This is a genomic window from Actinomadura napierensis, from assembly GCF_039529375.1.
Lineage (GTDB): Bacteria > Actinomycetota > Actinomycetes > Streptosporangiales > Streptosporangiaceae > Spirillospora > Spirillospora napierensis.
On sequence record NZ_BAAAMR010000064.1, the window covers coordinates 1 to 23,218 of the forward strand.

The following is a 23,218-nucleotide window of genomic DNA, read 5'->3' on the forward strand; positions in this document are numbered from 1 at the left end:
GCGGCGGCGGGCTCGGCGTGCCGGGCGGCGCCGGACGGGGCGGGCAGCAGCGCCCAGCCGCCGAGGAGCCGCGCCAGCCGCGCCACGAGCGCGGCCGGGCCGGTGAGTGCGGCGCGGGTCAGCTCGCGCTGCGCCTGGAACGCGCGGGTGACGTCCTCGTACCACTCGGCGGCCAGCATCCGCGAGACCGCCTTGCCGATCGCGATGAACGGCGTCGGGCGCGGCACCTCCAGCAGCGCGAGGCCCCGGTCGCGGGCGGCGGCGAGCAGCTCGGGCGGGACGCCGGGGTGGATGACGCCGACCGCGAAGCCGAGCCCGGCGACGCCGCGCCCGACCAGCCGGTCGACGTAGCCGGCGGCGCCGCCGGGGGTGAGCCGCATACCGGTGGTGAGGACGAGCTCGCCGCCCTCCAGGAACGGGGTCGGGTCCTCCAGCTCGCTGACCGCCACCCACACGACGGGGGCGTCCGGGAGCGGGCCGGTCAGCGAGCGCAGACCGAGCTGGGGGAGGGCCGCCACGGCGGCCAGTGTCGGCGGCACGCGCACCCCCTTGTGTTCACCGCGTCCAGATCTTTGACCGGATTTCGCCGTCCCGTACGGTTCATCGTAGGGGGCGTTCGGCTTATGTTCGCGCCATGACCAGCCAAGATCTGAGCGGCGGCGAGCGCCTGCCGCAGGAACGACGCGTCGTGACCGAGATCCCGGGCCCGCGGTCCAGGGCGTTGCAGGAGCGCCGCACCGCGGCGGTGGCGCCCGGCGTCGGCAGCGTGCTGCCGGTGTACGTGACGGACGCGGGCGGCGGGGTGGTCGTCGACGCCGACGGCAACTCGCTGATCGACTTCGGCTCCGGCATCGCGGTGACGAGCGTCGGCAACGCCAACCTGCGGGTCGCCGCGCGGGTGAAGGAGCAGGCGGACCGGTTCACCCACACCTGCTTCATGGTCGCGCCCTACGAGTCGTACGTGGCGGTGTGCGAGAACCTGAACCGGATCACGCCGGGCGGCCACGAGAAGCGGTCGATCCTGGTCAACAGCGGCGCGGAGGCGGTGGAGAACGCCGTCAAGATCGCCCGGTACGCGACGGGGCGGCAGGCGGTCGTGGTGTTCGACCACGGCTACCACGGCCGGACGCTGCTGACGATGACGCTGACCGCGAAGAACATGCCCTACAAGCAGGGGTTCGGCCCGTACGCGCCCGAGGTGTACCGGATGCCGCTCGCCTACCCGTTCCGCTGGCCGACCGGGCCGGAGAACTGCGGCCCGGAGGCGGCGGCGCAGGCGATCGACCAGATCACCAAGCAGATCGGCGCCTCGAACGTGGCGGCGGTGGTCGTCGAGCCGATCCAGGGGGAGGGCGGGTTCATCGAGCCGGCGCCGGGGTTCCTGCCCGCGATCGCCGAGTTCTCCCGCGCGAACGGCATCCTGTTCATCGCCGACGAGGTGCAGACGGGGTTCGCGCGGACGGGCGACATGTTCGCCTGCGAGCACGAGGGCATCGTCCCCGACCTGGTCACGACGGCGAAGGGCATCGCGGGCGGGCTGCCGCTCGCGGGCGTCACCGGGCGCGCCGACATCATGGACAAGGTGCACGGCGGCGGGCTCGGCGGCACCTACGGCGGCAATCCCCTCGCCTGCGAGGCGGCGCTCGCCGTGCTGGAGGAGATCGAGGAGGGCAGGCTCACCGAGCGCGCCCGCCGGATCGGGGAGGTCATGCTGCCCCGGCTGCGCGCGCTCGCCGAGAAGCACGAGGCGATCGGGGACGTCCGGGGCCGCGGCGCGATGATCGCGATCGAGCTGGTCAGGCCCGGCACCAAGGACCCCGACCCCGAACTGACGGCGGAGATCGCGCGCCGCTGCCACGCCGAGGGCGTGCTGGTGCTGACCGCCGGGACGTACGGGAACGTGCTGCGCTTCCTGCCACCGCTGGTGATTCCCGAGCACCTGCTCAACGAGGGCCTGGACGTCATCGAGGAGGCGTTCGCGGGCTGACCCCTCCTGCCGGGAGACCGCCGGCGCCCGGTGCGGCGCCGGCGGTCTTCGCGTGCCCGCGTGCCCTGTGAGGCGGCTCACACCGTTACCCGCCCGTTATTGACCGCTCATCGTTTGGCCCCGTACGTTCACCAATACGTTTGGGCCCGAATGAAGAGGCGCACATGCACGCGAACCCCGATCCCCAGGCAACCCCCGACCTGGTGCTGCTGGACGGCGAGGTCCTCACCGCCGACGCCGCGTTCGGCACCGCCCGCGCGCTGGCCGTCACCGGCGGGACCGTCACCGCGGTCGGCGCGACCGACGCGGTCCGCGCGCTGGCCGGCCCGCGCACGCAGGTCGTCGGCCTGCGCGGCCGGACCGTCCTTCCCGGCATCAACGACTCGCACCTGCACGGCTGCGCGTTCGGCTCGACCCGCCCGCCCCTCGCGCTGGACGTCGGGTTCCCCGCCGTGCGCTCCATCGCCGGCATCCAGGCCGCCGTGCGGGACGCCGCGTCCCGCCTCCCCGACGGCGAATGGATCCGCGGCGGCGGCTGGGACACCGGATACCTCGCCGAATGCGCCGACGGGCGCCGGACCCCCGACCGCGCCGACCTCGACGCCGTCGCGCCGCGCCACCCCGTCTACCTCCAGGACTTCAGCGGCCATCTCACCTGGGCCAACTCCCGCGCCCTCGGCCTCGCCGGCGTCACCGCCGACACGCCCGTCCCCGAGGGCGGCGTCATCCACGTGGACGGCGCCGGAAACCCGACCGGCCTGCTCGCCGAGGGCGCGCAGGCCCTCGTCCAGCGGCACCTGCCCGCCTACACCCGCGACCAGATCGAACGCGCGATCCGGGAGGCCGTCGCGACGCTGCACCGCGAGGGCATCACCAGCTTCACCGAACCCGGCCTCGGCCCCGGCGGCAAGAGCCTGTTCGCGGGCGCGTCCGGACAGCTCACCCTGGACGTGTACGCCGACCTCGCCCGCGCCGGCGACCTCGGCGCCCGCGTCAGCGTCCTGCTGCTGCTCACCGGGATGGGCGGATCCGCCGCAGAGATCGCCGAAGGGCTGGCGAGCGCCGAGATCCCGGACGGCGTCGACCCGCACCTCCTGCGCGTCCTCGGCGTGAAGCTGTTCGCCGACGGCATCCCGCCCAACAAGACCGCCTGGATGAGCGAGGAGTACACCACCGGCGGCCACGGCTGCCTGTGCGTGCACGGCGCCGCCGACGCGCTGCGCACCCGCGAGCTGACCGAGATGATCCGGCTCGCGCACGCCGCCGGGCACCAGCTCGGCGTGCACGTCACCGGCGACCTCGCGATCGACGCCGTCGTCGACGCGTTCGAGGCCGCGCAGGCCGAGCACCCCCGCGACGACCCCCGGCACTACATCATCCACGCCGACCTCGTCGGCCGGCGCAGCCTGCGCAAGCTCGCCGCGCACGGGTTCGGCGCCAACATGAACCCGGCGATCAAATGGACGATCGCCGACATGATGGAGGAGATGCTCGGCCCCGACCGGGCCGCCTACCAGTGGCCGGTCCGGTCCGCGCTCGACGCGGGGATCCCCGTCACCGCCAGCTCCGACGCCCCCGTCACCTACCCGAACTGGCGGCAGGGCATTGCCGCGATGCTGCTGCGCGAGTCCAAGGCCAGCGGCCGCACGTACGGGCCGGAGGAGCGGGTCGGGCTGCCCGAGGCCGTCCGCGCCTACACCGCCAACGCCGCCTGGCAGGACTTCGCCGAGGACTGGAAGGGCACCCTCGAGCCCGGCAAGGCCGCCGACATCACCGTCCTCGACGGCACTCTCACTGGGATCGACCCGCACGACCTGCCCGACACGCCCGTCGCGATGACCGTGTTCGACGGCACCGTCGTCCACGCCGCCGAAGGCCTCTGAGATGCGCCTCGGCAAGCTCCTCACGGCGGCGTCCCTGCTCGTCGCGGCGACCGGCTGCGCGGCCGGCGCCGACGCGGGCACCGGGCCGATCCAGATCGGGTCGGTGTCGACGCTCAGCGGCCAGGTCACCTTCCCCGAGGCGTCGCAGGCCGCCCGCGCGGTGTTCGACGACGTCAACGCGCACGGCGGCATCCGCGGACGCAGGATCGTGTACACGGCCGGGGACGACAAGGGCGACCCGGCCACTGCCGCGCTCGCCGCCCGCGACGTCATCCAGAACAAGCGGGCCGTCGCCCTCGCCGGCGGCGCGAGCCTCGTCGACTGCCAGGTCAACGGCCCGCTCTACGACCGCTACGGGATCGCCGACGTCCAGGGCACCGGGGTCGACCCCGGCTGCTTCCGGTCGCCGACGATCTCGCCGACCAACGTCGGCCCGTTCCTCGGCACCACGCTGACGCTCTACTACGCGTCCGAGCATCTGAAGCTGAACCGGCTCTGCGCGTTCTTCTCCATCATCGGCAGTACCGGGCGCGCGTACCACGACGGCGTCGCCCGCTGGACGAGGCTCACCGGCAGGCGCCTGCTCATCGAGGACCGCAGCCTGTCCGCGCAGACCACCGACTACACCCCCTACATCCTGCGGGCCCGCGCGGCCGGCTGCCAGGCCGTGTTCTACAACGGCACCGAGCCGATGGACGTCGGCTGGATCAAGGCCGCGCACGCCCAGAACGTCACCGGCATCACCTGGCTGTTCCTCAGCTCGACCTACACCGACCAGGCGGCCAGGGCGTTCGGGCCCTCCGGCGCGGACGTGGTGGCGCTGTCGGAGTTCGAGCCCTACACCGACGTCCGCTCCCCGGCCAACCAGGACTGGAGGGCCACGATGACCAGGCACCATGTGCCGCTCACCTCGTTCGCCCAGGGCGGCTACCTCGCCGCGACCCATCTGGTCACCGTGCTGCGCGGGATCGAGGGCGGCATCACCCGGGCGTCCGTGCTGCGCGCCCTGCGGAACCTGCGCCCGCTCCCGACCGGCATGACCGGCGCCCCGTTCGCGTTCGGCCCGGGCGACCGGCACGCCTCCAACCTCGCGGGCAAGTTCGTCCGGCCGGACGGCGACGGCTGGCGCGTGCTCACCCCCGACTGGGTGAGGCTGCCCGATGCTTGAGGGAGCGATCGCCGGACTCGCCGGCGGCGGCGCCTACGCCGCGCTCGGGCTCTGCCTCACGCTGATGTTCCGGCTGGTGCGCGTCGTGAACTTCGCACAGGTCGCGATCGGCGTCATCGGCGTCTACACGATGGCCGTCGCCGCCGGGCACGGCTGGCCGTACGGGCTCGCTGCGCTCGCCGGGCTGCTCGCCGCCGCCCTCGTCGCCGCCGCTCTCGGCTGGGTGATGGGGAGGTGGTTCGGGGAGGCCGGCACCGACCAGCGTTCCGCGATCTCCATCGCGTTCCTCGTCGGCCTGCTCGCCGCCTCCTACCTGGCCTTCGGCACGCACCCGCGCCGCATGCCCGGCGAGTTCGGCGGCTCGCTGCTCACCGTCGACGGCATCACGGTCACGCAGGCGTCCGCCGTCTGCGTGCTCGGCTCGGCCGTCGTCGCGGGCGCGGCGTGGCTCGTGCTGGCCCGGACCGTCCTCGGGCTGCGGCTGCGCGCCCTGTCGGAGCGCCCGACGACCGCCGAGCTGCACGCCATCCCGAGCCGGCGCCTCGGCGTCGGCATGTGGGCGGTCACCGGGCTGCTGTCCGCCGCCGTCCTGCTCGTCATCGCGCCGCAGCAGACCAGCGACCAGACGTCGCTGGCGCTGATGGCGATCCCCGCCTGCACGGCGGCCCTGGTCGGCGGGTTCCGCAGCCTCGGCCTCACCGTCGCCGGCGGCCTCGGGCTCGGCGCGTTGCAGGGCGCGCTCGCCCACGTCGGCGAACTCGCGCAGTACCGGGACGCGGTGCCGTTCCTGGCGATCCTCGCCATCTTGATCTGGTCGCAGCGGCGGGAGGTGTGGGATGCGGCGCGTTGAGCCCTTCAAGCAGCCGCTGGCGGCGCTGGCCGTCATCGTGGTCGCGGCCGTGGCCGTCCCCGAGTACTGGCTGTTCCTGGCGACATCGGCGCTGGTGTCGGCGGTGGCGCTGCTCGGCCTCGGCGTCGTCGGGCGCGCCGGGATGAACTCGCTGTGCCAGCTGTCGTTCGCCGCCGTCGGCGCGTGGACGGTCGCGCGCCTCAGCGTGTGGGACGTCCCCGGCTCGATCATCGTCTGGGTGGTCGCCGGCGGGATCGCGGCGATGCCGTTCGGCATCGTCGTCGGGCTGCCGGCGCTGCGGCTGCGCGGCGTGCACCTCGCCGTCGTCACGCTCGGGTTCGCGGCGGCGGCCGACGTCGTGGTGTCCGCGGTCAACTTCCCCGGCGTCGACTCCTACCAGCAGGTCGGGCGGCCCGCGTTCCTCGCCACCGACCGGCAGTACTTCATCTGCGCGGGCCTGGTGTTCGTGGTCGCCGGCATCGGCGTGGAACTGCTCGGACGCACCCGGATGGGCGCGGCGTGGCGGGCCGTCCGGTTCTCCGAGCGCGCCACCGCCGCGTCCGGGACGAGCGTCGCCCGCGCGAAGCTGTCGGCGTTCGCCGTCAGCGCGTTCGCCGCCGGCGTCGCGGGCGGGCTGCTCGCCGGCCAGGTCGGCATGGTCACCGCGCAGAACTTCACCACGATCGGCTCGCTCGCCCTGTTCGTCGTCGCCGTCATGGCCGGCACCGAGTACGCCGCCGGCGCGCTGTTCGGCGGCGTGCTGATGACGTTCGTCCCGGAGGCGTTCCGCCGCGCCGGGATCTCCCAGGACTGGGCGAACGTCCTGTTCGGCGCGGGCGCCGTGCAGGCGCTGTCGCAGGGCAGCAGCGTCAGCGAGGGGCTCGCCCGCCGGCTGCGCGCCCGCCGTCCCGCGCCCGTCCCACCGCCGCGCGCCGGGACGTCCGGCGGCGAACCGCCGCTCGGCACGGAACCGCTTCTCGAAGTGCGCGGGCTCAGCGTCCGCTACGGGCAGGTCACCGCGCTGCAGGACGTCGACCTCGTCGTCCCCGAGGGCACCGTCATGGGGCTGATCGGCCCGAACGGCGCGGGCAAGTCCACCCTCACCGACGCGCTGTCCGGCTTCATCGCCTCCGCGACCGGCACCGTCACGCTCGCCGGGCGCCGCCTCGACGGGCTGCCCGTGCACCGCCGCGCCGCCGCGGGCCTGCGCCGCACGTTCCAGCAGGACCGCGTCCCGACCGGCCTCACCGTCGGCGCCTACCTGCGGTTCGCCGCGCACCGCCGGGTCGCCCCGGAGGAGCTGGACGAGGTCCGCGCGTTCCTCGGCTGCCCGCCGGACCGCGCGCACGTCGCCGACCTCGACGTCGGCAGCCGCCGCCTGCTGGAGGTCGCCGCGGCGCTGCTGGCCCGCCCCAGGGTCGTCGTCCTGGACGAGCCCGCCGCGGGCCTCGCGCACGCCGAGTCGCTCGCGCTCGCCGACCGGCTCGTGGAGGTGCCCGCCCGGTTCGGCGCGTCCGTCCTGCTCATCGAGCACGACCTGGACATGGTGCGGCGGGCGTGCGCGCGGGTCGTCGTCCTCGACTTCGGCGAGGTCATCGCGTCCGGCCCGCCCGCCGAGGTCCTCGCGCAACCGGACGTGGCCCGCGCCTACCTGGGAGACGAGGTGGCCCTGACATGAAGGAACTCGCACTCGACGGCGTGTCGGTGGGGCGGGGCGGCGCCCCGATCGTCCGGGACGTCAGCCTGACCGTCCCGGCGGGCGAGGTGACCGTGCTGCTCGGCCCGAACGGCGCCGGCAAGACGACGCTGCTGGAGGCCGTCGCAGGGGTACTGCCGATCGCGTCGGGGCGGCTCACCGGCGACGGCGGCGACATCGGCGGCCTCGACCGGGTGCGGCGCGCCAGGCGCGGGATCGCGCTGGTCGAGCAGGGCCGGACGGTGTTCGCGCAGCTGACCGTGGCCGAGAACCTGCGGGTCGTGCGCCGCGGCCCCGCGGCCGACCGCGCGCTCGAGCCGTTCCCCGAGCTGCGCAAGCGGCTGGACGTGCGGGCCGGGCTGCTGTCCGGCGGCGAGCAGCAGATGGTGGTGCTGGCGCGGGCCCTCGCGATGTCGCCGTCGGTACTGCTGATCGACGAGATGTCGCTCGGCCTCGCCCCGGTCATCGTGAAGCGGCTGCTGCCGGCCGTGCGGTCGCTGGCGGACGAGGGGGTCGCGGTGCTGCTGGTCGAGCAGTTCGCCACGCTGGCGCTGGAGATCGCCGACACGGCGCACGTGCTGGCCGGCGGCCGCCTCACCCACAGCGGTCCCGCCGCCCCCCTCCGCAAGACCCCGCAGAAACTGCAAGCCGCCTACCTCGGCGGAACCTGAACACGTCCACTTGCGGCGAGTCGTCGTTATGAGCAGCGTCATGACGACGACTCGCCGCAACTCAACGGAGGAAGCGCATGGGACGGGTTCTGATCGTCACGGGCGGAGGGAGCGGGATCGGCGCCGCCGTCGCCGAGCTGGCGGGGGAGCGGGGCGATACCGCCGTGATCTGCGGGCGGCGCAAGGACGCGCTGGAGCGGGTCGCCGCCGCGACCGGCGCCGAGCCGCGGGTCTGCGACGTGTCCGAGCCGGACGCGGTCGCCGAGCTGGTGGACGGCGTCGTCGCCGCGCACGGACGGCTCGACGGACTGGTCGCCAACGCCGGGGTGATGCGGGCCGGCGCCGTCCTCGACCTCAGCCCAGAGGACTGGGACGTCACCCTGCGCACCAACCTCACGTCGGTGTTCCTGCTGGCGAAGGCGGCGCTTCCGCACCTCATCGAGGCGAAGGGCGCGATGGTCGCGGTGTCGTCGGTCGCGGCGCTGCGCGCGCCGGCGGAGAGCGCCGCGTACGCCACGTCCAAGGCCGCGCTGACCATGCTCACGCAGACGATCGCCGCCGACTACGGGCCGCGCGGCGTCCGCGCGAACGTGGTGTGCCCCGGCTGGGTCCGCACGGAGATGGCCGACGCGGAGATGAGCGGGTTCGGCGGGCCGCTCGGCCTCGACCGCGAGGAGGCCTACGCGGAGATCACCCGGCTCGTCCCGCAGCGCCGCCCCGGCACCCCGGAGGAGGCCGCGGCGGCGGTGCTGTGGCTGCTCGGGCCCGAGGCGTCCTACGTCAACGGCGCGGTGCTGTCGGTGGACGGCGGCACCGCGCTGCCCGATCCCGGGACCGTTCCCTTCACCTTCGAGGTCAGAGAACGCTGACGGCGGGCGGCTCGACGGTCTTCAGGTCGTACAGCCCGGCGACGATCTCGTAGGAGCGGATCCGGTCGGCGTGGTCGAACACCTGCGTCATGACCATGACCTCGTTCACACCGGTCCTCTCGATCAGCGCGTCCATCTGCCGCCGGACCGTGTCCGGGCCGCCCATCACCTGGTCGCCGAGCCGCGCGTCGATCATCTGGCGCTCCAGCGGCGTGTACGGGTGCGCGGCGGTCTCCTCCGGCGTCGGCATCTTCCCGGGGCGGCCCTGCCGCAGCCGCAGGAACGCCAGCGCCTGCGGCGCCGCCAGCTCGCGGGCGCGCTCGTCGGACTCCGCCGCCGTCACCGACACGCCGATCATCGAGTACGGCTCGTCCAGCATCCCCGGGCGGAACGAGTCGCGGTAAAGCGCCAGCGCCGGGAGCGTGTTCTCCGCGCTGAAGTGGTGCGCGAACGCGAACGGCAGCCGAGCAGCCCGGCCAGCCGCGCGCTGTAGCCGCTGGACCCGAGCAGCCACACCGGCGGCTCGTTGCCCGCCGCCGGCGTGACCGTGCTGTCCTCGGCGAAGTAGTTCCGCAGCTCGATGACCTGCTCGGGAAAGTCGTCCACCGACAGCGCGTCCGGAGAGCGGCGCAGCGCCCGCGCGGTCGCCTGGTCGGTGCCGGGCGCCCGGCCGAGGCCGAGGTCGATGCGCCCGGGGAACAGCGCCTCCAGCGTCCCGAACTGCTCGGCGACCACCATCGGCGCGTGGTTCGGCAGCATCACCCCGCCCGACCCGACCCGCATCCGGGACGTGGCCGCCGCGACCTGGCCGATCAGCACCGAGGTCGCGGAGCTGGCGATGCCCGGCATCGTGTGGTGCTCGGCCAGCCAGTACCGGTGGAAGCCGAGCCCCTCGGCGCGCCGGGCCAGGTCGAGGGTGTTGCGCAGCGCGTCGCCGGACGTGGCGCCGCTCACCACGGGCGCCAGGTCGAGGACGGAGAAGGGAATGCTCATAGACAGTGCAAACCCGCAGGGCCCCCGCCCTCTTCCCGGGTCAGCCGGTCAGCGCCGCCACCGCCGCCCCGGCGGCGACCGCGAGGACGACGGGCACGGTGATGCTGACCCACGACCAGGTCACCAGCCGGCGCGCCCGGTCGGCGTCCGCCGGGAAGATCCCCTCGGCCTTGGTGTACAGCACGGCGCCGACCACGACGAGCGGCAGGAACGCGAACGTGGTGAGCAGGCCGAGGACGAACGCGACGGTCTGGCCGACCCGCGTGTAGGTCCCGTCGGGCCCGATGCCGAACGCCAGTCGGGGAGCTGCTTCGTTCATGCGCGCACCGATCACTAGAAGTGTGATCTGGATCATACGCTCGGTGAGCGGCGGCGCAAGGGGCCCGGACGTCTCGATTCGGACGCCCGGGCCCCGGGGTCTCAGCGCAGGCGCAGGCCGATCAGAACGGGGTCGTGGTCGGACGAGCGGAACGCGTCCGGGTGGTAGAAGCGCGGCTGGTTGTACTCGGTGTTGTAGTCGAGGAACGTCGGCTCGTCGCTGTTGACGTGCCAGATCGTCGCGCCCGTCACCCGCCGGGACAGCGCCGCGCCGGCCAGCACGTGGTCGAGCTCGCCCGACATGCCGTCGAAGACGTAGGAGTAGCGCTGCTCGGGCCGGACGAACCGCTCGGTCTGCCCGACCAGCCCGGCGCCGGTCAGCACCTTGATCGGGTCCTCGGCGGTGTAGCTGTTGAGGTCGCCGACGACGAGCGGGTTCTCCTCCTGCGCGGCGAGCGCGGCGATCGCCTTCGCCTGGGTGACGCGGCGGGCGTTGAAGCAGCTCTGCCCGTCGCCCTGGTCGGTGTCGGCGCCGGTCGCGCCGGTGCAGCCCTTCGACTTGAAGTGGTTGACGATCAGCGTGAACGCCGCGCCGCCGCCCGCCGGCCGGAACGCCTGGACGAGCGGCGGGCGCTCGAACACCGCCTGGCCGGAGGAGTGCGCCGCGCCGACCGGCGTCACCTTCGCCGGCTTGTAGATGATCGCCACGTGGATCGCGTCGGTGCCCGGGTTCGGGTTCTCGACCCAGGAGTAGGTCCCGGCGCCGACGGCCTCGTTCAGCCGGTCGACCAGCGCCTTCAGCGCGCCCGTGTCGCCGTTGTTCTCGACCTCCATCAGCCCCGCGACGTCCGGGTTCAGGCCCTTCAGCGCGGCGACCAGCTTGGCCAGCTGCCGCTCGCGCTCCTCGGCGGTGTTCGCGCCGCGCTCGTTCAGCGTGGTGAACCAGTTCAGCGTGTTGAAGCTCGCCACGCGGACGTCGCCGCCGACCGGCTGCGGCCTGTCCGGCTGCGGGTTGTCGTTGGCGAAGTGCGCCGACCTGGTCGGCTGCAGCGCGTAGGCGCCGAACTGGTAGGTGAGCACGCCGGTCAGCCCGGACGTGGTGTCGCCGGCCCGCAGGACGCGCGGGTCGGTGTAGGGGATCGTCGCCGGGTCCTGGACGTTCGACCCGTCGTCCACGAGGAGCTGCCGCGCGTCGTTGTCCGCCTGCGTCGAGCCATGCCCGTCAGTGGGCTGGAAGAGGCGGCCGCCGGCGGAGACGGTGATCTCGCCGTAGCGGCCGAGCTGGTAGGTCTCGGTGGCGGTGAGCTTCTGCGGGAAGCGGAGCAGCTCGCCCTCGTACTGCTCGAGGTTCGCACCGTCCTCCAGCGGCAGCCGGACGTTGTCGGGCTGGACCTTGCCCCGGCCGCACACGTCGACCGCGGTGACCGGCGACAGTTCGGTGAGCCCGTTGTACTCGGTGGCCTTGCCGGTGACGAGGACGCGGTCGCCCGGCTGCACCTCCTGGGTGGAGTAGACGAAGAGCCCGTCGGAGGTGCGCGCGTCGTCGTCCGGCGTCGGGTCCTGGACGAAGAAGCCCTTGAGCTGGTCGGCGCCCTGGAAGTCGCCGGTGACGACGCCCTCGACGCGGACGGTCTGCCCGCGCAGGGGCGAGGTGCCGCCCGTGCCCTGCACCTCGGCGATCTGTTGGGTGGCGGGAGTGGCGCAGGTCTGCGGCTCCGCCGCGGCGGCGGGGCCGGCCTCCTTGGCCTCAGCGGAGTCGTCGTCGTGCAGGCCCTTGGTCTCGGCCTTCAGGATGCGCGCCGACTTGCCCAGCGACCGCGCGAGCTGCGGCAGCTTCGCCGATCCGAACAGCAGCAGCACGACCACCAGGATGATCAGAATCTCGGGCGTACCCAGTCCAGCCATGACAATCCTCTTCAGCAGGGGTCCTCAGGACGATCGTACGCCGTCCCCGGGCGCTTGTGGCACTCGAGCGTCCTGGAGTTCGGACAGTTCATCGCGCAACGCCGACTGTTTGGGCGCCAGCCGCCGCCTCGTGCGCTCCAGTTCACGACCGAACCGCCGCACGCCCATGTACACGCGGAACGCGCACCAGGCGAGCACGGCCAGGCCGACGAAGCCCAGCGACACCGACACCCCAACCCACGCCACGCCCGCCACGGTAGCCGATCCCCCGGCCCGATGCCCCACCGGCACCGCGCCGGACGCGGCCGCCAAGGCCGCCGCCCCGTCGATCACGCCATCCCGTACAGCGCCAGCGCGCGGGACGCGTCGTCGCGGACGCCCTCGGCCAGCGACTCCGGCGCCACCACCCGGCCCTGGTCGCCCAGCCGCAGCGCCAGCCCCCGCACCCACCGGGTGTCGGGCGTGCGCAGCACCGCCCGCAGCCGCCCCTCCCCCAGCTCCTCCACGCTCTCGCACGGGTAGTAGTCGGCGACCCAGCGGCCCCGCGCGGTCAGCTCCAGCGTCACCGCCACGTCCTGCGGCGACGGCCGGAACAGCCCGGCGTCCACGTCGATCGGCTCGGCCTCGTCCGGGACCTCCGCCGGCACGTCCAGCACCGCCAGGTCCGAGATCCGGTCCAGCTTGAACAGCCGCACCGCCTCCGCGCGGCGGCACCACCCCTCCAGGTAGGTGTTGCCCTCCACCACCAGCAGCCGCATCGGGTCGACGTCCCGCTCGGTGTTCTCGTCCCGCGCCGGCACGTAGTACCGCAGGTGCACGCGGCGGCCCGCGGCGATCGCGTCCCGCAGCGTCCCGAGGCCCGTGCGCGCCGAGTCGGCCGACCCGCCGCGCGCGTCGACCTCCACCGCGACCTTGCTCGACACCGCCGCCGCGGCGCCCGCCGCCGACTCCAGCTTCGCGATCACCCGGGACAGCGCGTCCCGGTCGTGCAGGTCCGGGATGCCCGCCAGCATCCGCAGCGCCACCAGCAGCGCCGACGCCTCGTCCACCTTCAGCCGCAGCGGCCGCGCGATCGACTCCGCCTCCGCCACCGTGATCTCCCCGCCCTCGTAGGACAGGTCGATCGGGCAGTACGGGTCCGGCGCGCGCAACTCCACGCACCACAGCAGGTTCAGGTCGTCGATCAGCTGCTTCTCGGTCACCCCGAACGCCGCCGCCGCCTCGCCCAGCATCACCGAGTCCCGGTTCACCACGTACGGCACCAGCGCCAGCAGCCGCGCCAGGCGGTCGGTCGACGTCGTCGCCGACGCCTTCGCCGCCTTCCCGGCCGTCTTCCCCGGCTTGCCCGTCTTCCCGGTCTTCGTGTCGCCCATCGCCCCGCTCACCCCAGCACCGACTTCAACTGCTGGATGACCGCCTCGCGCAGGTCCGGCGGATCCAGCACCACCACGTCATCGGCGAACCGCGCCAGGTACGGCGCGAACCGGTCCACGTCGCGGAACGTCAGGACGGCCTCGTCCCACTCCCCGTCCGCGCCCTCACCGGCGACGGGCCGCACGTCCCGCGCCCACCGCCGCGGCCCCTGCGCCGCGCCGGCCCGCAGCCGCACCGTCGCCGGCCGCGGCTCGGTCACCGGGTCGCCCCAGTCGAACGCGATCTTCCGCACGTCCACCCCGTCCGGGACCGTCACCGACCCGTCCGGGCCGTCCGGCGCCACCTCGCCGACGATCCGGCTCAGCCGGAACACCCGCTCCTCCTCGCGGTCGCGGTCGAACCCCACCGCATACCAGCGGCCCCGCCGCGACACCACGCCCCACGGCTCCAGATGCCGCCGCGCCACCGACGTCCGCCCGATCCCCTGGTAGTCGAACGCCACCGGACGGCCGTCGCGGACCGCCTCCCACAGCGCCGGGAACGCCGGATCGCCGGTGTTCACCCGCGGCTCCACCCCCACCGCCGTGGCCACGTCCGTCTCCACCCCGGCCGCCCGCAGCTTCAGCAGCGCCCCGGAGGCGGCCTCCGCCATGCTCGCGCGCTGCCACACCCGCGCGGCCAGCCCCAGCACCGCCGCCTCGTCCGGCGTCAGATGGATGTCGGGCAGCTCGTAGGCCTGCGGCGGGATCCGGTACCCGGTCTCCTCGCCGCCGCCGCCCTGCTGATCGCTGCCCACCTCCAGCGGCACGCCCAGCTCGCGCAACTCCTCCTTGTCGCGCTCGAACATCCGCTTGAACGCCTCGTCGGAGTCCGGATAGCCCGGCACCGCCCGCCGGATCTGCTCGGCGGTCAGATAACGCCGGGTGGCGAGCAGGCAGACCACCAGATTCAGCAGGCGCTCGGTCTTGCGCCGCGACACTTCGCCACCAACCCTTCCGCGGAAGCCTGACGCCCCGCCCTGCGCTCCGGCGAACCCCCGGCGGCCCGGCCGGGCCGCCGGCCCGATCACGCCCCCGCTCCTCGCCCAGGACGCTACCGTTTCCCGGTGTGATCCGATGGCGCAAAGGCACAGTAGAGGGCATCCGCCGCGAATGGCCGGGGGCGGTCGAACTCGACGTCGTGATCGGGGGCGACGGCGCGCACCGCGCACTGGCCTACCCCGACCTGGTCGGACGCCCCGAACCCGGCGACACCGTCCTGCTCAACACTACGGCCTTGGCGATGGGTCTCGGCACCGGCGGCTACGCCATGGTCGTCGCGGTCCCCGACCGGCTCCCGCCCGACCCGTCCGGACCCGGCCACCTCGTCAAGGCCCGCTACACCCCGCTGCAGGCCACCGTCCTCGGCGCCGACGAGCAGGACTCCCCCCACCACGAGGCGCTCCGCGACGCCGACTCCCTGGACGGCATGCCCGTCGTCATCGCCGACCTGCACTCGGCGCTGCCGCCGATCCTCGCCGGAATCCTCGCCGAACGGCCCCGCGCCCGGATCGTCTACGTCATGCCGGACGGCGGCGCGCTGCCGTCCTGGTTCTCCATGTCCATCGGCCGCCTCAAGGACGCCGGCGCCCTCGCCGCCACCGTCACCGCCGGGCAGGCGTTCGGCGGCGACCTGGAGGCCGTCACCGTCCACACCGGCCTGCTCGCCGCCCGCCTCGTGCTGGACGCCGACGCCGTCGTCCTCGCCCAGGGGCCCGGCAACCTCGGCACCGGCACGAAATGGGGCTTCTCCGGCGTCTCGGCGGGCGAGGCCGTCAACGCCGCGTCCGTGCTGGAAGGGCGCCCCGTCGCGTCCCTGCGCGTCAGCGAGGGAGACAGACGCGAACGCCACATCGGCGTCTCCCACCACTCCCTCACCGCCTACGGCCGCGTCGCCCTCGCCCGGGCCGACGTCCCCGTCCCCGAGCTCGGCGGGGGGTTCGGCGCCCGCGTCGCCGCCGGGGCCGCCCCGCTCGGCGACCGCCACACCCTCGTCCCCGTCGCCGTCGACGGCCTCCACGACACGCTCAAGGCCGCCGAGAAGGACTGGGGCGTCCGCCTGTCCACCATGGGCCGCCGCCTCGACGAGGACCTCGCCTACTTCCTCACCGCCGCCGCCGCGGGCCGCCACACCGCCGCCCTCCTCGACTGACCCCGCCCGGGGCCCGGGACGGCAGCCCGGGCCCCTACGTCACAGCGCCGCGGGCTCGGCCCCGTCCACCATGGCACCCGCGGCCACGGCCTCCTCCGCCGTGTAGGACGCCGAGAACGTGAACGCGCGGGGCGACGGCCCCTGCGCGCGCAGCAGCTCCAACCGCTCCAGGCCCTCCTCCACCGTCGGGATGCGCCCGGCCGGGATCCACCACATCACCAGGTGCGCCTCCGCGTGCCGCTGGAACCACTCACGGCGCCGCCGCATCGCCGCCAGGTGCGTGCTGCGGTACACGAAGTCCCACAGCGCTTCCTTCGACTCCCACACCGAGAAGGTGACGATCACATCGTCGCCGGCGGGGCGCATCCGCGTCGCGTCCGCCTGCCCGTCCTCGACGAGCCGCCAGACGAACCCGGGCGCCCCGTCGGCGAGCGCGTTCACCGGATCGAGCTGCGCCACGAAGTCCGCGGTCCGCGGGTCGTCCAGCGGATAGTGGAGCGTGGCGACGTTGAACTGGGCGAGATGGAATCCGGCGCGGACGTCCTCGTGTGCGGTCATGGCGTCACTCCACCACGGCCGCCACTTCTATGTCAATCCTCATTGTTTTTAGAAGGTTCGGCCACCACGCAGCACCACCCCGGAAGCGGATCCATCCGCACCCGCACCCCGTCCGAACCCTCGACCAGCCCCTCCAGCAACGCCAGGTTCATCCCGCACACCAAAGGAGGGAACCGCTCCGCCAGCGCATGGAACGGGCAGTTGCGCATCCGCAGCACCGGCCCGCCGCCGTCCTCACCGTCCTCGTGGACCGGCTCATAGCCGCGGGCCTCCAGCACCTTCGCCAACGCGTCCAGATCACCGCACGGCTCCCCGGCCGCCGACGCGGCACCCTCACGGCGCGCCGCGTCCTGCACCTCCCGGTCCAGCCCCGCACGCTCCGCCGCCTCCGCCAGCAGATCCGCCACCGTCCGGTAGTCACGCGGCGGCAACGACACGCCGCGCTCCACCGCCGACCGCCGGTACACCTTCGCCGGACGCCCCGCCCCCGGCCCCGACCGCCCCGACAACCGCCGGCTCCCCGCCTCCAGCAGACCCGCGTCCACCAGCTTGTCCAGATGGAACGCCGCCAGCGTCCGCCCCACCCCCGCGGCCTCCGCCGCCTCGTTCCGCCCCACCTCGCGGCCCCGCGCGACCACGACCTCGTACAACCGCCGCCGCACCGGATCCTGCAGCAGCGCCACCGCCTCGATGTCCTCCACACCGCCATTCTAAGAACAGCGGAGATAGAACATAGAACGCCCGGCGGGCCCTAGTGGGCGCCCAGCAGATCCACCACGAACACCAGCGTGTCCGCCCCCCGGATCCCGTACTGCGCCAACCCCTTCGACCCGTACCCCAGCGACGGCGGAACCACCAGCAGCAACCGGCTCCCCACCCGCTGCCCCAGCAGCGCCTGGTCCCAGCCCTTCATCACCTGGCCCGTACCGACGACCACACCGAACGGATGCCCCGCCGACCACGACGAATTGAACACCCGCCCATCACGCCAGAAATACCCCGCATACTGCGTCGCCAGCAGCTGCCCCTTCCGCAGCACCGGCCCATCACCCCGCACCAGCGTCCGCACCTGCAACTTCTTCGGCGCCGCCACCTTCGGCACCGTCACCACCGGCGTCCGCCCCGCCGGCGCGTCCGCCACCTTCGGCAGCTTCGCATCGTCCAGCGGCGCCTGCTTCTGCCCGTGCGGCCCCGCCTTCCCCGAATACACCCCCAGCACGTCCAGCACGTACACCAGCGTGTCGCCCGGCCCCACCTGATGCCGCGCGTCACCCGACGCCCCGAACCCGTCCTTCGGCGGAATCCGCGCCACCACCCGCGACCCCGGCCGCGCCCCGTCCAACGCCTTCACCAAACCCGGCACCAGCTGCCACGTCGAGAAGAACCCCGGACGCCCGTCCGCGTAACTGCTCGCCACCAGCTTGCGACCCGACTTGTTCCAGCGGTACCCCACATAGTCCGCCATCACAAGATCACCCTTGCGGGCCGCCGTCCCCTTCCCCTCCTTCAGCGTCTTCACCGCCAGCGACCCCTCCGGACCGCCCTTCGGGAACGACACCTCCGGCAGACGCCCGAACGCGCCCTTCACCGACACCTTCACATCCGAACCACCCGAACACCCCGCCACCAGCGGCACGGCCAGCACGGCGACGGCGGGCAGGGCGAAGACACGACGGAGAACACGACGGCGCATACGGGTCCTTCGAGGGGTGATGAGCGCTGCTGCGCGCTCACCCTACCCCCCAAGTGACCAGCCGGTAGCGCACACCACGCGAGTCGCACCCACCACACCGGCCCCGAGCACCGCCGCCCCGCACGACGGCACCCGGCCCGTCCGTCACATCCCCGCGATCAGCTTGTCCACCCGCTCGTCCACCGACCGGAACGGGTCCTTGCACAACACCGTCCGCTGCGCCTGATCGTTCAACTTCAAATGCACCCAGTCCACCGTGAAATCACGCCGCTTCTCCTGCGCCTTCCGGATGAACTCCCCCCGCAACCGCGCCCGCGTCGTCTGCGGCGGCACCGACTTCGCCTCGAAGATGTCCAGATCCCGCGACACCCGCTCCACCGAACCCCGCTTCTCCAGCAGGTAGTACAACCCCCGGTCACGATGCACATCGTGATACGTCAGATCCAGCTGAGCCACCCGCGGCGACGACAACGGCAGATCGTACTTGCGCCGGTACCGCTCGATCAGCTTGTACTTCATCACCCAGTCGATCTCCCGCGACACCAGGTCCAGATCCCCCGTCTCCACCGCCCGCAACGTCCGCTCCCACAGATCCAGCACCCGCTTCGACGTCGCGTCCCCGCCCCGCGAATCCACGAAGTCCCGCGCCTTCCCGAAGTACTCCTTCTGGATCTCCAGCGAACTCGCCTCGCGCCCGTTCGCCAACCGCACCTTCCGCCGCCCCGTCATGTCGTGACTGACCTCCCGGATCGCCCGGATCGGGTTCTCCAGCGTCAGATCACGCATCACCACCCCCGCCTCCACCATCCGCAGCACCAGGTCGGTCGCCCCGACCTTCAGCAGCATCGTCGCCTCGCTCATGTTCGAGTCACCGACGATCACGTGCAGCCGCCGGAACCGCTCCGCGTCCGCATGCGGCTCGTCCCGCGTGTTGATGATCGGACGCGACCGCGTCGTCGCCGACGACACGCCCTCCCAGATGTGCTCCGCCCGCTGCGACACGCAGTACACCGCACCCCGCGGCGTCTGCAGCACCTTCCCCGCACCACAGATGATCTGCCGCGTCACCAGATACGGGATCAGCACGTCCGCCAGCCGCCCGAACTCCCCATGACGCCCCACGAGATAGTTCTCATGGCACCCGTACGAGTTCCCCGCCGAATCCGTGTTGTTCTTGAACAGGTAGATGTCGCCGGCGATCCCCTCCTCCCGCAACCGCCGCTCCGCATCCACCAGCAGACCCTCCAGGATCCGCTCCCCCGCCTTGTCATGCGTCACCAGGTCCACGACACTGTCGCACTCCGGCGTCGCGTACTCCGGATGACTCCCCACATCCAGATAGAGCCGCGCACCGTTGCGCAGGAACACGTTGCTGCTCCGCCCCCAGGACACCACCCTGCGGAACAGATAGCGCGCCACCTCGTCCGGTGACAACCGCCGCTGCCCCCGGAAGGTGCAAGTGACGCCGTACTCGTTCTCAAGCCCGAAGATGCGCCTGTCCACACCAAGACCCTATGCGGCCCGGCCCCCACTTGGCAGTCTCAAAAGCCCACCGTTTCCCGCATGAAACAAACCCGCCGCGGCCGGACGGCACCACACCACCCGGCCACGACGGGCCAAACTCACCCGGGCGCCACACTCACCAGACGCCCCCGGCAACGAATCAGTCCTTCTCGCCGTCCTCCAGCACATCGTCCACATCCGCCACCGACGGCCCGGACGACCCGGCCTCCCCGGACTCCGACGACCCCGAACCCGAACCGCCGGCACCCTCCGCCAGCAACTCCTCGATCCGCCGCGCCGGCAACCGCCGGAACAACCGGTGCTCCCGATTGCGGTCCAGCACCGCCACCTCCAGCGACTTCGCCTCCAGCCGCCGATCCGAGTCCTGCGCCTCCAGCGCCCGCACCGCCGTCCGCAACGCGGCCTCCAGCGACGCCCCCTCCTCGTACCCGTCCTTCAGCGCCTGCGCCACCGACTCCGTCTGACCGCCCATCGCCACGTAGCCGTGCTCATCGGCCACCGACCCGTCGAACGTCAACCGGTAGATCTGGTCCGTCTCCGCGTCCTCGCCCACCTCCGCGACGACCAGCTCCACCTCGTACGGCTTGTTCGTCTCCGTGAAGATCGTCCCCAGCGACTGCGCGTACACGTTCGCCAGCCCCCGCGCCGTCACATCACGACGGTCGTACTGGAACCCGTTGATGTCCGCGTACCGGACCCCGCCCAACCGCAGGTTCTCGAACTCGTTGTACTTCCCCACCGCCGCGAACGCGATCCGGTCATAGATCTCACTGATCTTGTGCAGCGCCCGCGACGGATTGTCCGCCACGAACAGGATGCCGTCGTCGTACTGCAGCACCACCACACTGCGGCCACGCGCGATCCCCTTACGCGCATAGTCCGCCTTGTCCTTCATCTGCTGTTCGGGCGACACATAGAACGGCATGGACACCGGTCGGCTCCCTTCTATCGCAGCGGGGCGGTCGGACCGCCCGGCGAGTCGTAACGTCCATCCACGACGGCCTGAGCCAACGCGCCCACCTCGTCCTCACCCAGCCGGCGGTACCCGTCCGACGTCACCGACGCCACCACCGGGAAGATCCGCCGCGCCAGATCCGGACCGCCCGTCGCCGAATCGTCGTCGGCCGCGTCGTACAGCGCCTGCACGCACACCAGCGCCGCGTCCTCCGCCGACAACTCCGCCCGGTACAGCTTCTTCAGCGCACCCCGCGCGAACACCGACCCCGAACCGATCGAGTGGAAGTCCCGCTCCTCGTACCGGCCGCCCGCCGGATCGTAGGAGAAGATCCGCCCCCCGTCCCGCTCCTCGTCATAGCCCGCGAACAGCGGCACCACCGCCAGCCCCTGCATCGCCATCGCCAGGTTCTGCCGCACCATCGTCGCCAGCCGGTTCGCCTTGCCCTCCACCGACAGCGTCCGGCCCTCACGCTTCTCGTAATGCTCCAGCTCCACCTGGAACAGCCGCACCATCTCGATCCCGATGCCGGCCGTCCCCGCGATCGCGATCGCCGAGAACTCGTCCGCCCGGAACACCTTCTCGATGTCCCGCTGCGCGATCACGTTCCCCGCCGTCGCCCGCCGGTCCCCCGCCATCACCACCCCGCCGGGGAAGCTCACCGCGACGATCGTCGTCCCATGCGGGATCTCGTCCCCCGCCCGCGACGCCGGCACCGCGCGCCGGCCCGGCAGCAACTCCGGCGAGTACACCCCCAGGAACTCCGTGAACGAAGACGTATCCGGGCTCATGAACAGCCCCGGCAGACGTCCGGTGTGCGAATCGTGGGACGCCACGCGACTCCCTTCCCTCCACCAGGCGCCGGTGCCCTCACATGCCCCACCGGCGCAGACCACTACGACCCTACTGTTCAACCCTCACCCGGCGCATGCCGCGTGATCCACCACCGCGTCAGCCCACGGCGAACCTTCCCCCGCGAAAGCCCCTCCACCCGCACAGAAGGAACGCGCACACGACGGGCCGGTCGTGTGCGCGTGTCGTCCCCGTCCAAGCTCCGAGAGCGGTCAGGAGTACACGAAGGCGCCGTCCTCGTCCGTCCCGACCCACGTCGGCATGTCGAGCTCCTCGTCGAACGGCAGCGTCTCCTTGCGGTAGCGGCCGTCCTCCTCCCAGAACTCCTTCCACCCGCCCTGCGGCACCGTCGCGGGGTCGACGTCCGGAACCGTCAGCGACAGCCGCGTCCCACCGTCAGGCGTCGGCACCGTCTGCACGAGCCGCCCCTCCACGTAGTCCGCCGCCCGCCGAAGGGCGATCGGGTCGTCCCTCAGCTGCCCCATGCCGCTGTTGCAGCCGGTGCAGGCAAGACCACGCACCGCACCGGTGTCATGGTCGTGGTCGACATGTTCCGCCGGGTGATCGGCGCAAATGGCACAGAGGCCGACCTGAACCTTCAGGAGCCACTTCGCGTCCTCGTCGTTGATCCCGTACTTCCGGCGCAGGTGGTAGTGCCGCGCCGATTGGAGACTGTCCCCGCGCGTCCTCCAGAACGGGTCCCACCGGACGCGGTCCGGCCCTCCGAAGACCGGAGCGCCCACCTCGATGCGCATCCTTCGCGCGTGCGAGCCGCGCAACTCGAGGTAGTCCGCCGCGAGGCGGAGCACGGCGGGGTCGTCGTGGAACTGGCCGAGCCCGCCGTTGCACTTGAAGCAGAGGATCCGGCGGACCAGGCCGGTGAGATGGCTGTGGTCGACGTGCTTCGCCGGCGCCCGGAGGCAGATGACGCAGACGCCGCCCTGCTCGGCGACCATCCGCTCGACCTCCTGCTCGGTCACCCCGTAGCGGAGCTTGAGCAGGAAGTTGCGTTCGCCGCCGTACTTCACCTGCTTATGCTCGGCGATCACCTGGTTATGACAAGGCTTGCAGTATGCGGAGAGACCGGACTTTCGGGAGCGATTACTCCCGAACTCACCGATCTCTTTGACCGTTTCGCACCGAGGGCAGTACTTCATCCCCTCCGGGAGTTCACGACGCCTCTGATAGGGCTTCATCGTCTTCCCGAGGCGCTCCTGCCTCCTTCGCTTCGATGCGGCGTTCCGCAGGCCGAAGCACTCCCTGCAGTACAGGGCCAGCCCGTCCGCGGACGCCGCTCGCTTGAAGAAGTCCGAAGCGGGCTTTGTCTGACCGCAATCACGGCACTTTTTACAAGACATGGGCGAGACTTTATCAGTCCGCCCACGCCTTTGCCGCCTTTGAAGTTATTTACAAGGAGAGGACTTCGCCATTCTCCTCAAATTCAGACATACCGGGATCATTCTCCGCCTTTTTGGACAAATCCCCTTACGAATTCCTCTGCGTTCTCTTCGAGGACTTCGTCAATTTCGTCGAGAATTGAATCGACGTCGTCGGTGAGCTTCTCCTGCCGCTCCTGGACGTCTTCGGTGGTCGTGGCCTCGGTCTCCTCGACCTCTTCCGTGCGCCGGGTGGTCTGCTTCTGACCGCCGGTGTCCTTCGTGGCCATTCCGTACCTCCGCTTCTGCCGGTACCCCGAGCCTATCTCCGATCTTCGTCGGCGAGCGGATCTCTC

Annotated in this window: 24 protein-coding genes; 8 read left to right on the forward strand and 16 right to left on the reverse strand. The window is 72.3% G+C overall.

The features are described from left to right. Positions 1-539: PucR family transcriptional regulator ligand-binding domain-containing protein (locus ABD296_RS30405; RefSeq protein WP_344274789.1), on the reverse strand; the 539-nt coding region annotated here is incomplete at its 3' end. A 95-nt stretch (positions 540-634) separates the two neighbouring features. Between ABD296_RS30405 and gabT the strand changes: the two genes are divergently transcribed. The 7 genes from gabT to ABD296_RS30440 all read left to right on the forward strand — a co-directional run bounded on the left by gabT (position 635) and on the right by ABD296_RS30440 (position 9,124). Beyond that, on the forward strand, positions 635-1,987 hold the full coding sequence (gabT, locus tag ABD296_RS30410) for a 4-aminobutyrate--2-oxoglutarate transaminase (RefSeq protein WP_344274792.1): 1,353 nt from the start codon (positions 635-637) through the stop codon (positions 1,985-1,987). 164 nt (positions 1,988-2,151) lie between these two features. Next, entirely contained in the window at positions 2,152-3,870 is a 1,719-nt protein-coding gene (locus tag ABD296_RS30415; protein WP_344274794.1) for an amidohydrolase, read from the forward strand. A gap of 1 nt (position 3,871) precedes the next feature. Further along, complete coding sequence (locus tag ABD296_RS30420; protein ID WP_344274796.1) at positions 3,872-5,038, forward strand: ABC transporter substrate-binding protein; 1,167 nt, start codon at positions 3,872-3,874, stop codon at positions 5,036-5,038. Continuing rightward, positions 5,031-5,888, forward strand: a complete 858-nt coding sequence (locus ABD296_RS30425) for a branched-chain amino acid ABC transporter permease (protein WP_344274799.1) — start codon at positions 5,031-5,033, stop codon at positions 5,886-5,888. Before ABD296_RS30420 ends, ABD296_RS30425 begins: the two co-directional genes overlap by 8 nt. Next, positions 5,875-7,566, forward strand: a complete 1,692-nt coding sequence (locus tag ABD296_RS30430) for a branched-chain amino acid ABC transporter ATP-binding protein/permease (RefSeq protein ID WP_344274802.1) — start codon at positions 5,875-5,877, stop codon at positions 7,564-7,566. The genes ABD296_RS30425 and ABD296_RS30430 overlap by 14 nt, the downstream gene beginning before the upstream one ends. Beyond that, positions 7,563-8,255 (forward strand): ABC transporter ATP-binding protein, encoded by a 693-nt coding sequence (locus tag ABD296_RS30435; RefSeq protein WP_344274805.1) that lies wholly within the window; start codon positions 7,563-7,565, stop codon positions 8,253-8,255. Before ABD296_RS30430 ends, ABD296_RS30435 begins: the two co-directional genes overlap by 4 nt. A gap of 77 nt (positions 8,256-8,332) precedes the next feature. Then, positions 8,333-9,124 carry an SDR family NAD(P)-dependent oxidoreductase gene (locus ABD296_RS30440; protein WP_344274808.1) on the forward strand — a complete coding sequence of 264 codons (792 nt, stop codon included), beginning with the start codon at positions 8,333-8,335 and terminating at the stop codon, positions 9,122-9,124. On the opposite strand, the gene ABD296_RS30445 is transcribed toward ABD296_RS30440, so the two are convergent. The 7 genes from ABD296_RS30445 to ABD296_RS30475 all read right to left on the reverse strand — a co-directional run bounded on the left by ABD296_RS30445 (position 9,111) and on the right by ABD296_RS30475 (position 14,693). Continuing rightward, the gene (locus ABD296_RS30445; protein WP_344274811.1) at positions 9,111-9,503 is read right to left on the reverse strand and encodes an LLM class oxidoreductase; all 393 of its coding nucleotides are present in this window, start codon (positions 9,501-9,503) and stop codon (positions 9,111-9,113) included. The genes ABD296_RS30440 and ABD296_RS30445 overlap by 14 nt on opposite strands. Continuing rightward, positions 9,479-10,117: an MsnO8 family LLM class oxidoreductase gene (locus tag ABD296_RS30450; RefSeq protein WP_344274814.1), complete on the reverse strand. Its 639-nt coding sequence runs from the start codon at positions 10,115-10,117 to the stop codon at positions 9,479-9,481. Before ABD296_RS30450 ends, ABD296_RS30445 begins: the two co-directional genes overlap by 25 nt. Positions 10,118-10,157: 40 nt before the next feature. Further along, positions 10,158-10,436 (reverse strand): hypothetical protein, encoded by a 279-nt coding sequence (locus tag ABD296_RS30455; RefSeq protein ID WP_344274817.1) that lies wholly within the window; start codon positions 10,434-10,436, stop codon positions 10,158-10,160. Positions 10,437-10,537: 101 nt separating this feature from the next. Then, entirely contained in the window at positions 10,538-12,340 is a 1,803-nt protein-coding gene (tatA, locus tag ABD296_RS30460; RefSeq protein ID WP_344274822.1) for a Sec-independent protein translocase subunit TatA, read from the reverse strand. 24 nt (positions 12,341-12,364) lie between these two features. After that, positions 12,365-12,586 carry a hypothetical protein gene (locus ABD296_RS30465; protein ID WP_344274825.1) on the reverse strand — a complete coding sequence of 74 codons (222 nt, stop codon included), beginning with the start codon at positions 12,584-12,586 and terminating at the stop codon, positions 12,365-12,367. 83 nt (positions 12,587-12,669) lie between these two features. Further along, entirely contained in the window at positions 12,670-13,713 is a 1,044-nt protein-coding gene (locus ABD296_RS30470) for a helix-turn-helix transcriptional regulator (RefSeq protein ID WP_344274828.1), read from the reverse strand. A gap of 8 nt (positions 13,714-13,721) precedes the next feature. Next, positions 13,722-14,693, reverse strand: a complete 972-nt coding sequence (locus tag ABD296_RS30475; protein ID WP_344274832.1) for a helix-turn-helix transcriptional regulator — start codon at positions 14,691-14,693, stop codon at positions 13,722-13,724. A gap of 128 nt (positions 14,694-14,821) precedes the next feature. Here ABD296_RS30475 and ABD296_RS30480 point away from each other — a divergent pair, with 128 nt between their 5' ends. Continuing rightward, positions 14,822-15,904: a DUF3866 family protein gene (locus ABD296_RS30480; RefSeq protein WP_344274835.1), complete on the forward strand. Its 1,083-nt coding sequence runs from the start codon at positions 14,822-14,824 to the stop codon at positions 15,902-15,904. Between the two features lie 39 nt (positions 15,905-15,943). Here the strand turns inward: ABD296_RS30480 and ABD296_RS30485 are convergent, their stop codons facing one another. The 8 genes from ABD296_RS30485 to ABD296_RS30520 all read right to left on the reverse strand — a co-directional run bounded on the left by ABD296_RS30485 (position 15,944) and on the right by ABD296_RS30520 (position 23,152). Then, positions 15,944-16,462, reverse strand: coding sequence for a DUF3291 domain-containing protein (locus tag ABD296_RS30485; protein ID WP_344274838.1), 519 nt, complete (start codon positions 16,460-16,462; stop codon positions 15,944-15,946). A 32-nt stretch (positions 16,463-16,494) separates the two neighbouring features. After that, a complete protein-coding gene (locus ABD296_RS30490) occupies positions 16,495-17,163 on the reverse strand; it encodes a helix-turn-helix transcriptional regulator (RefSeq protein ID WP_344274841.1) in 669 nt (222 codons plus the stop codon). 50 nt (positions 17,164-17,213) lie between these two features. Next, positions 17,214-18,155, reverse strand: coding sequence for an FKBP-type peptidyl-prolyl cis-trans isomerase (locus ABD296_RS30495; protein ID WP_344274844.1), 942 nt, complete (start codon positions 18,153-18,155; stop codon positions 17,214-17,216). A 144-nt stretch (positions 18,156-18,299) separates the two neighbouring features. Next, positions 18,300-19,658, reverse strand: coding sequence for a Pup--protein ligase (pafA, locus tag ABD296_RS30500; protein WP_285921179.1), 1,359 nt, complete (start codon positions 19,656-19,658; stop codon positions 18,300-18,302). Between the two features lie 160 nt (positions 19,659-19,818). Continuing rightward, positions 19,819-20,604 carry a proteasome subunit alpha gene (gene prcA, locus ABD296_RS30505; RefSeq protein WP_344274939.1) on the reverse strand — a complete coding sequence of 262 codons (786 nt, stop codon included), beginning with the start codon at positions 20,602-20,604 and terminating at the stop codon, positions 19,819-19,821. A gap of 20 nt (positions 20,605-20,624) precedes the next feature. Beyond that, positions 20,625-21,425 (reverse strand): proteasome subunit beta, encoded by an 801-nt coding sequence (prcB, locus tag ABD296_RS30510; protein ID WP_344274941.1) that lies wholly within the window; start codon positions 21,423-21,425, stop codon positions 20,625-20,627. A 273-nt stretch (positions 21,426-21,698) separates the two neighbouring features. After that, entirely contained in the window at positions 21,699-22,535 is an 837-nt protein-coding gene (locus ABD296_RS30515) for an endonuclease VII domain-containing protein (RefSeq protein ID WP_344274850.1), read from the reverse strand. Between the two features lie 407 nt (positions 22,536-22,942). Beyond that, the gene (locus ABD296_RS30520; RefSeq protein WP_344274853.1) at positions 22,943-23,152 is read right to left on the reverse strand and encodes a ubiquitin-like protein Pup; all 210 of its coding nucleotides are present in this window, start codon (positions 23,150-23,152) and stop codon (positions 22,943-22,945) included. Positions 23,153-23,218 lie beyond the last annotated feature (66 nt).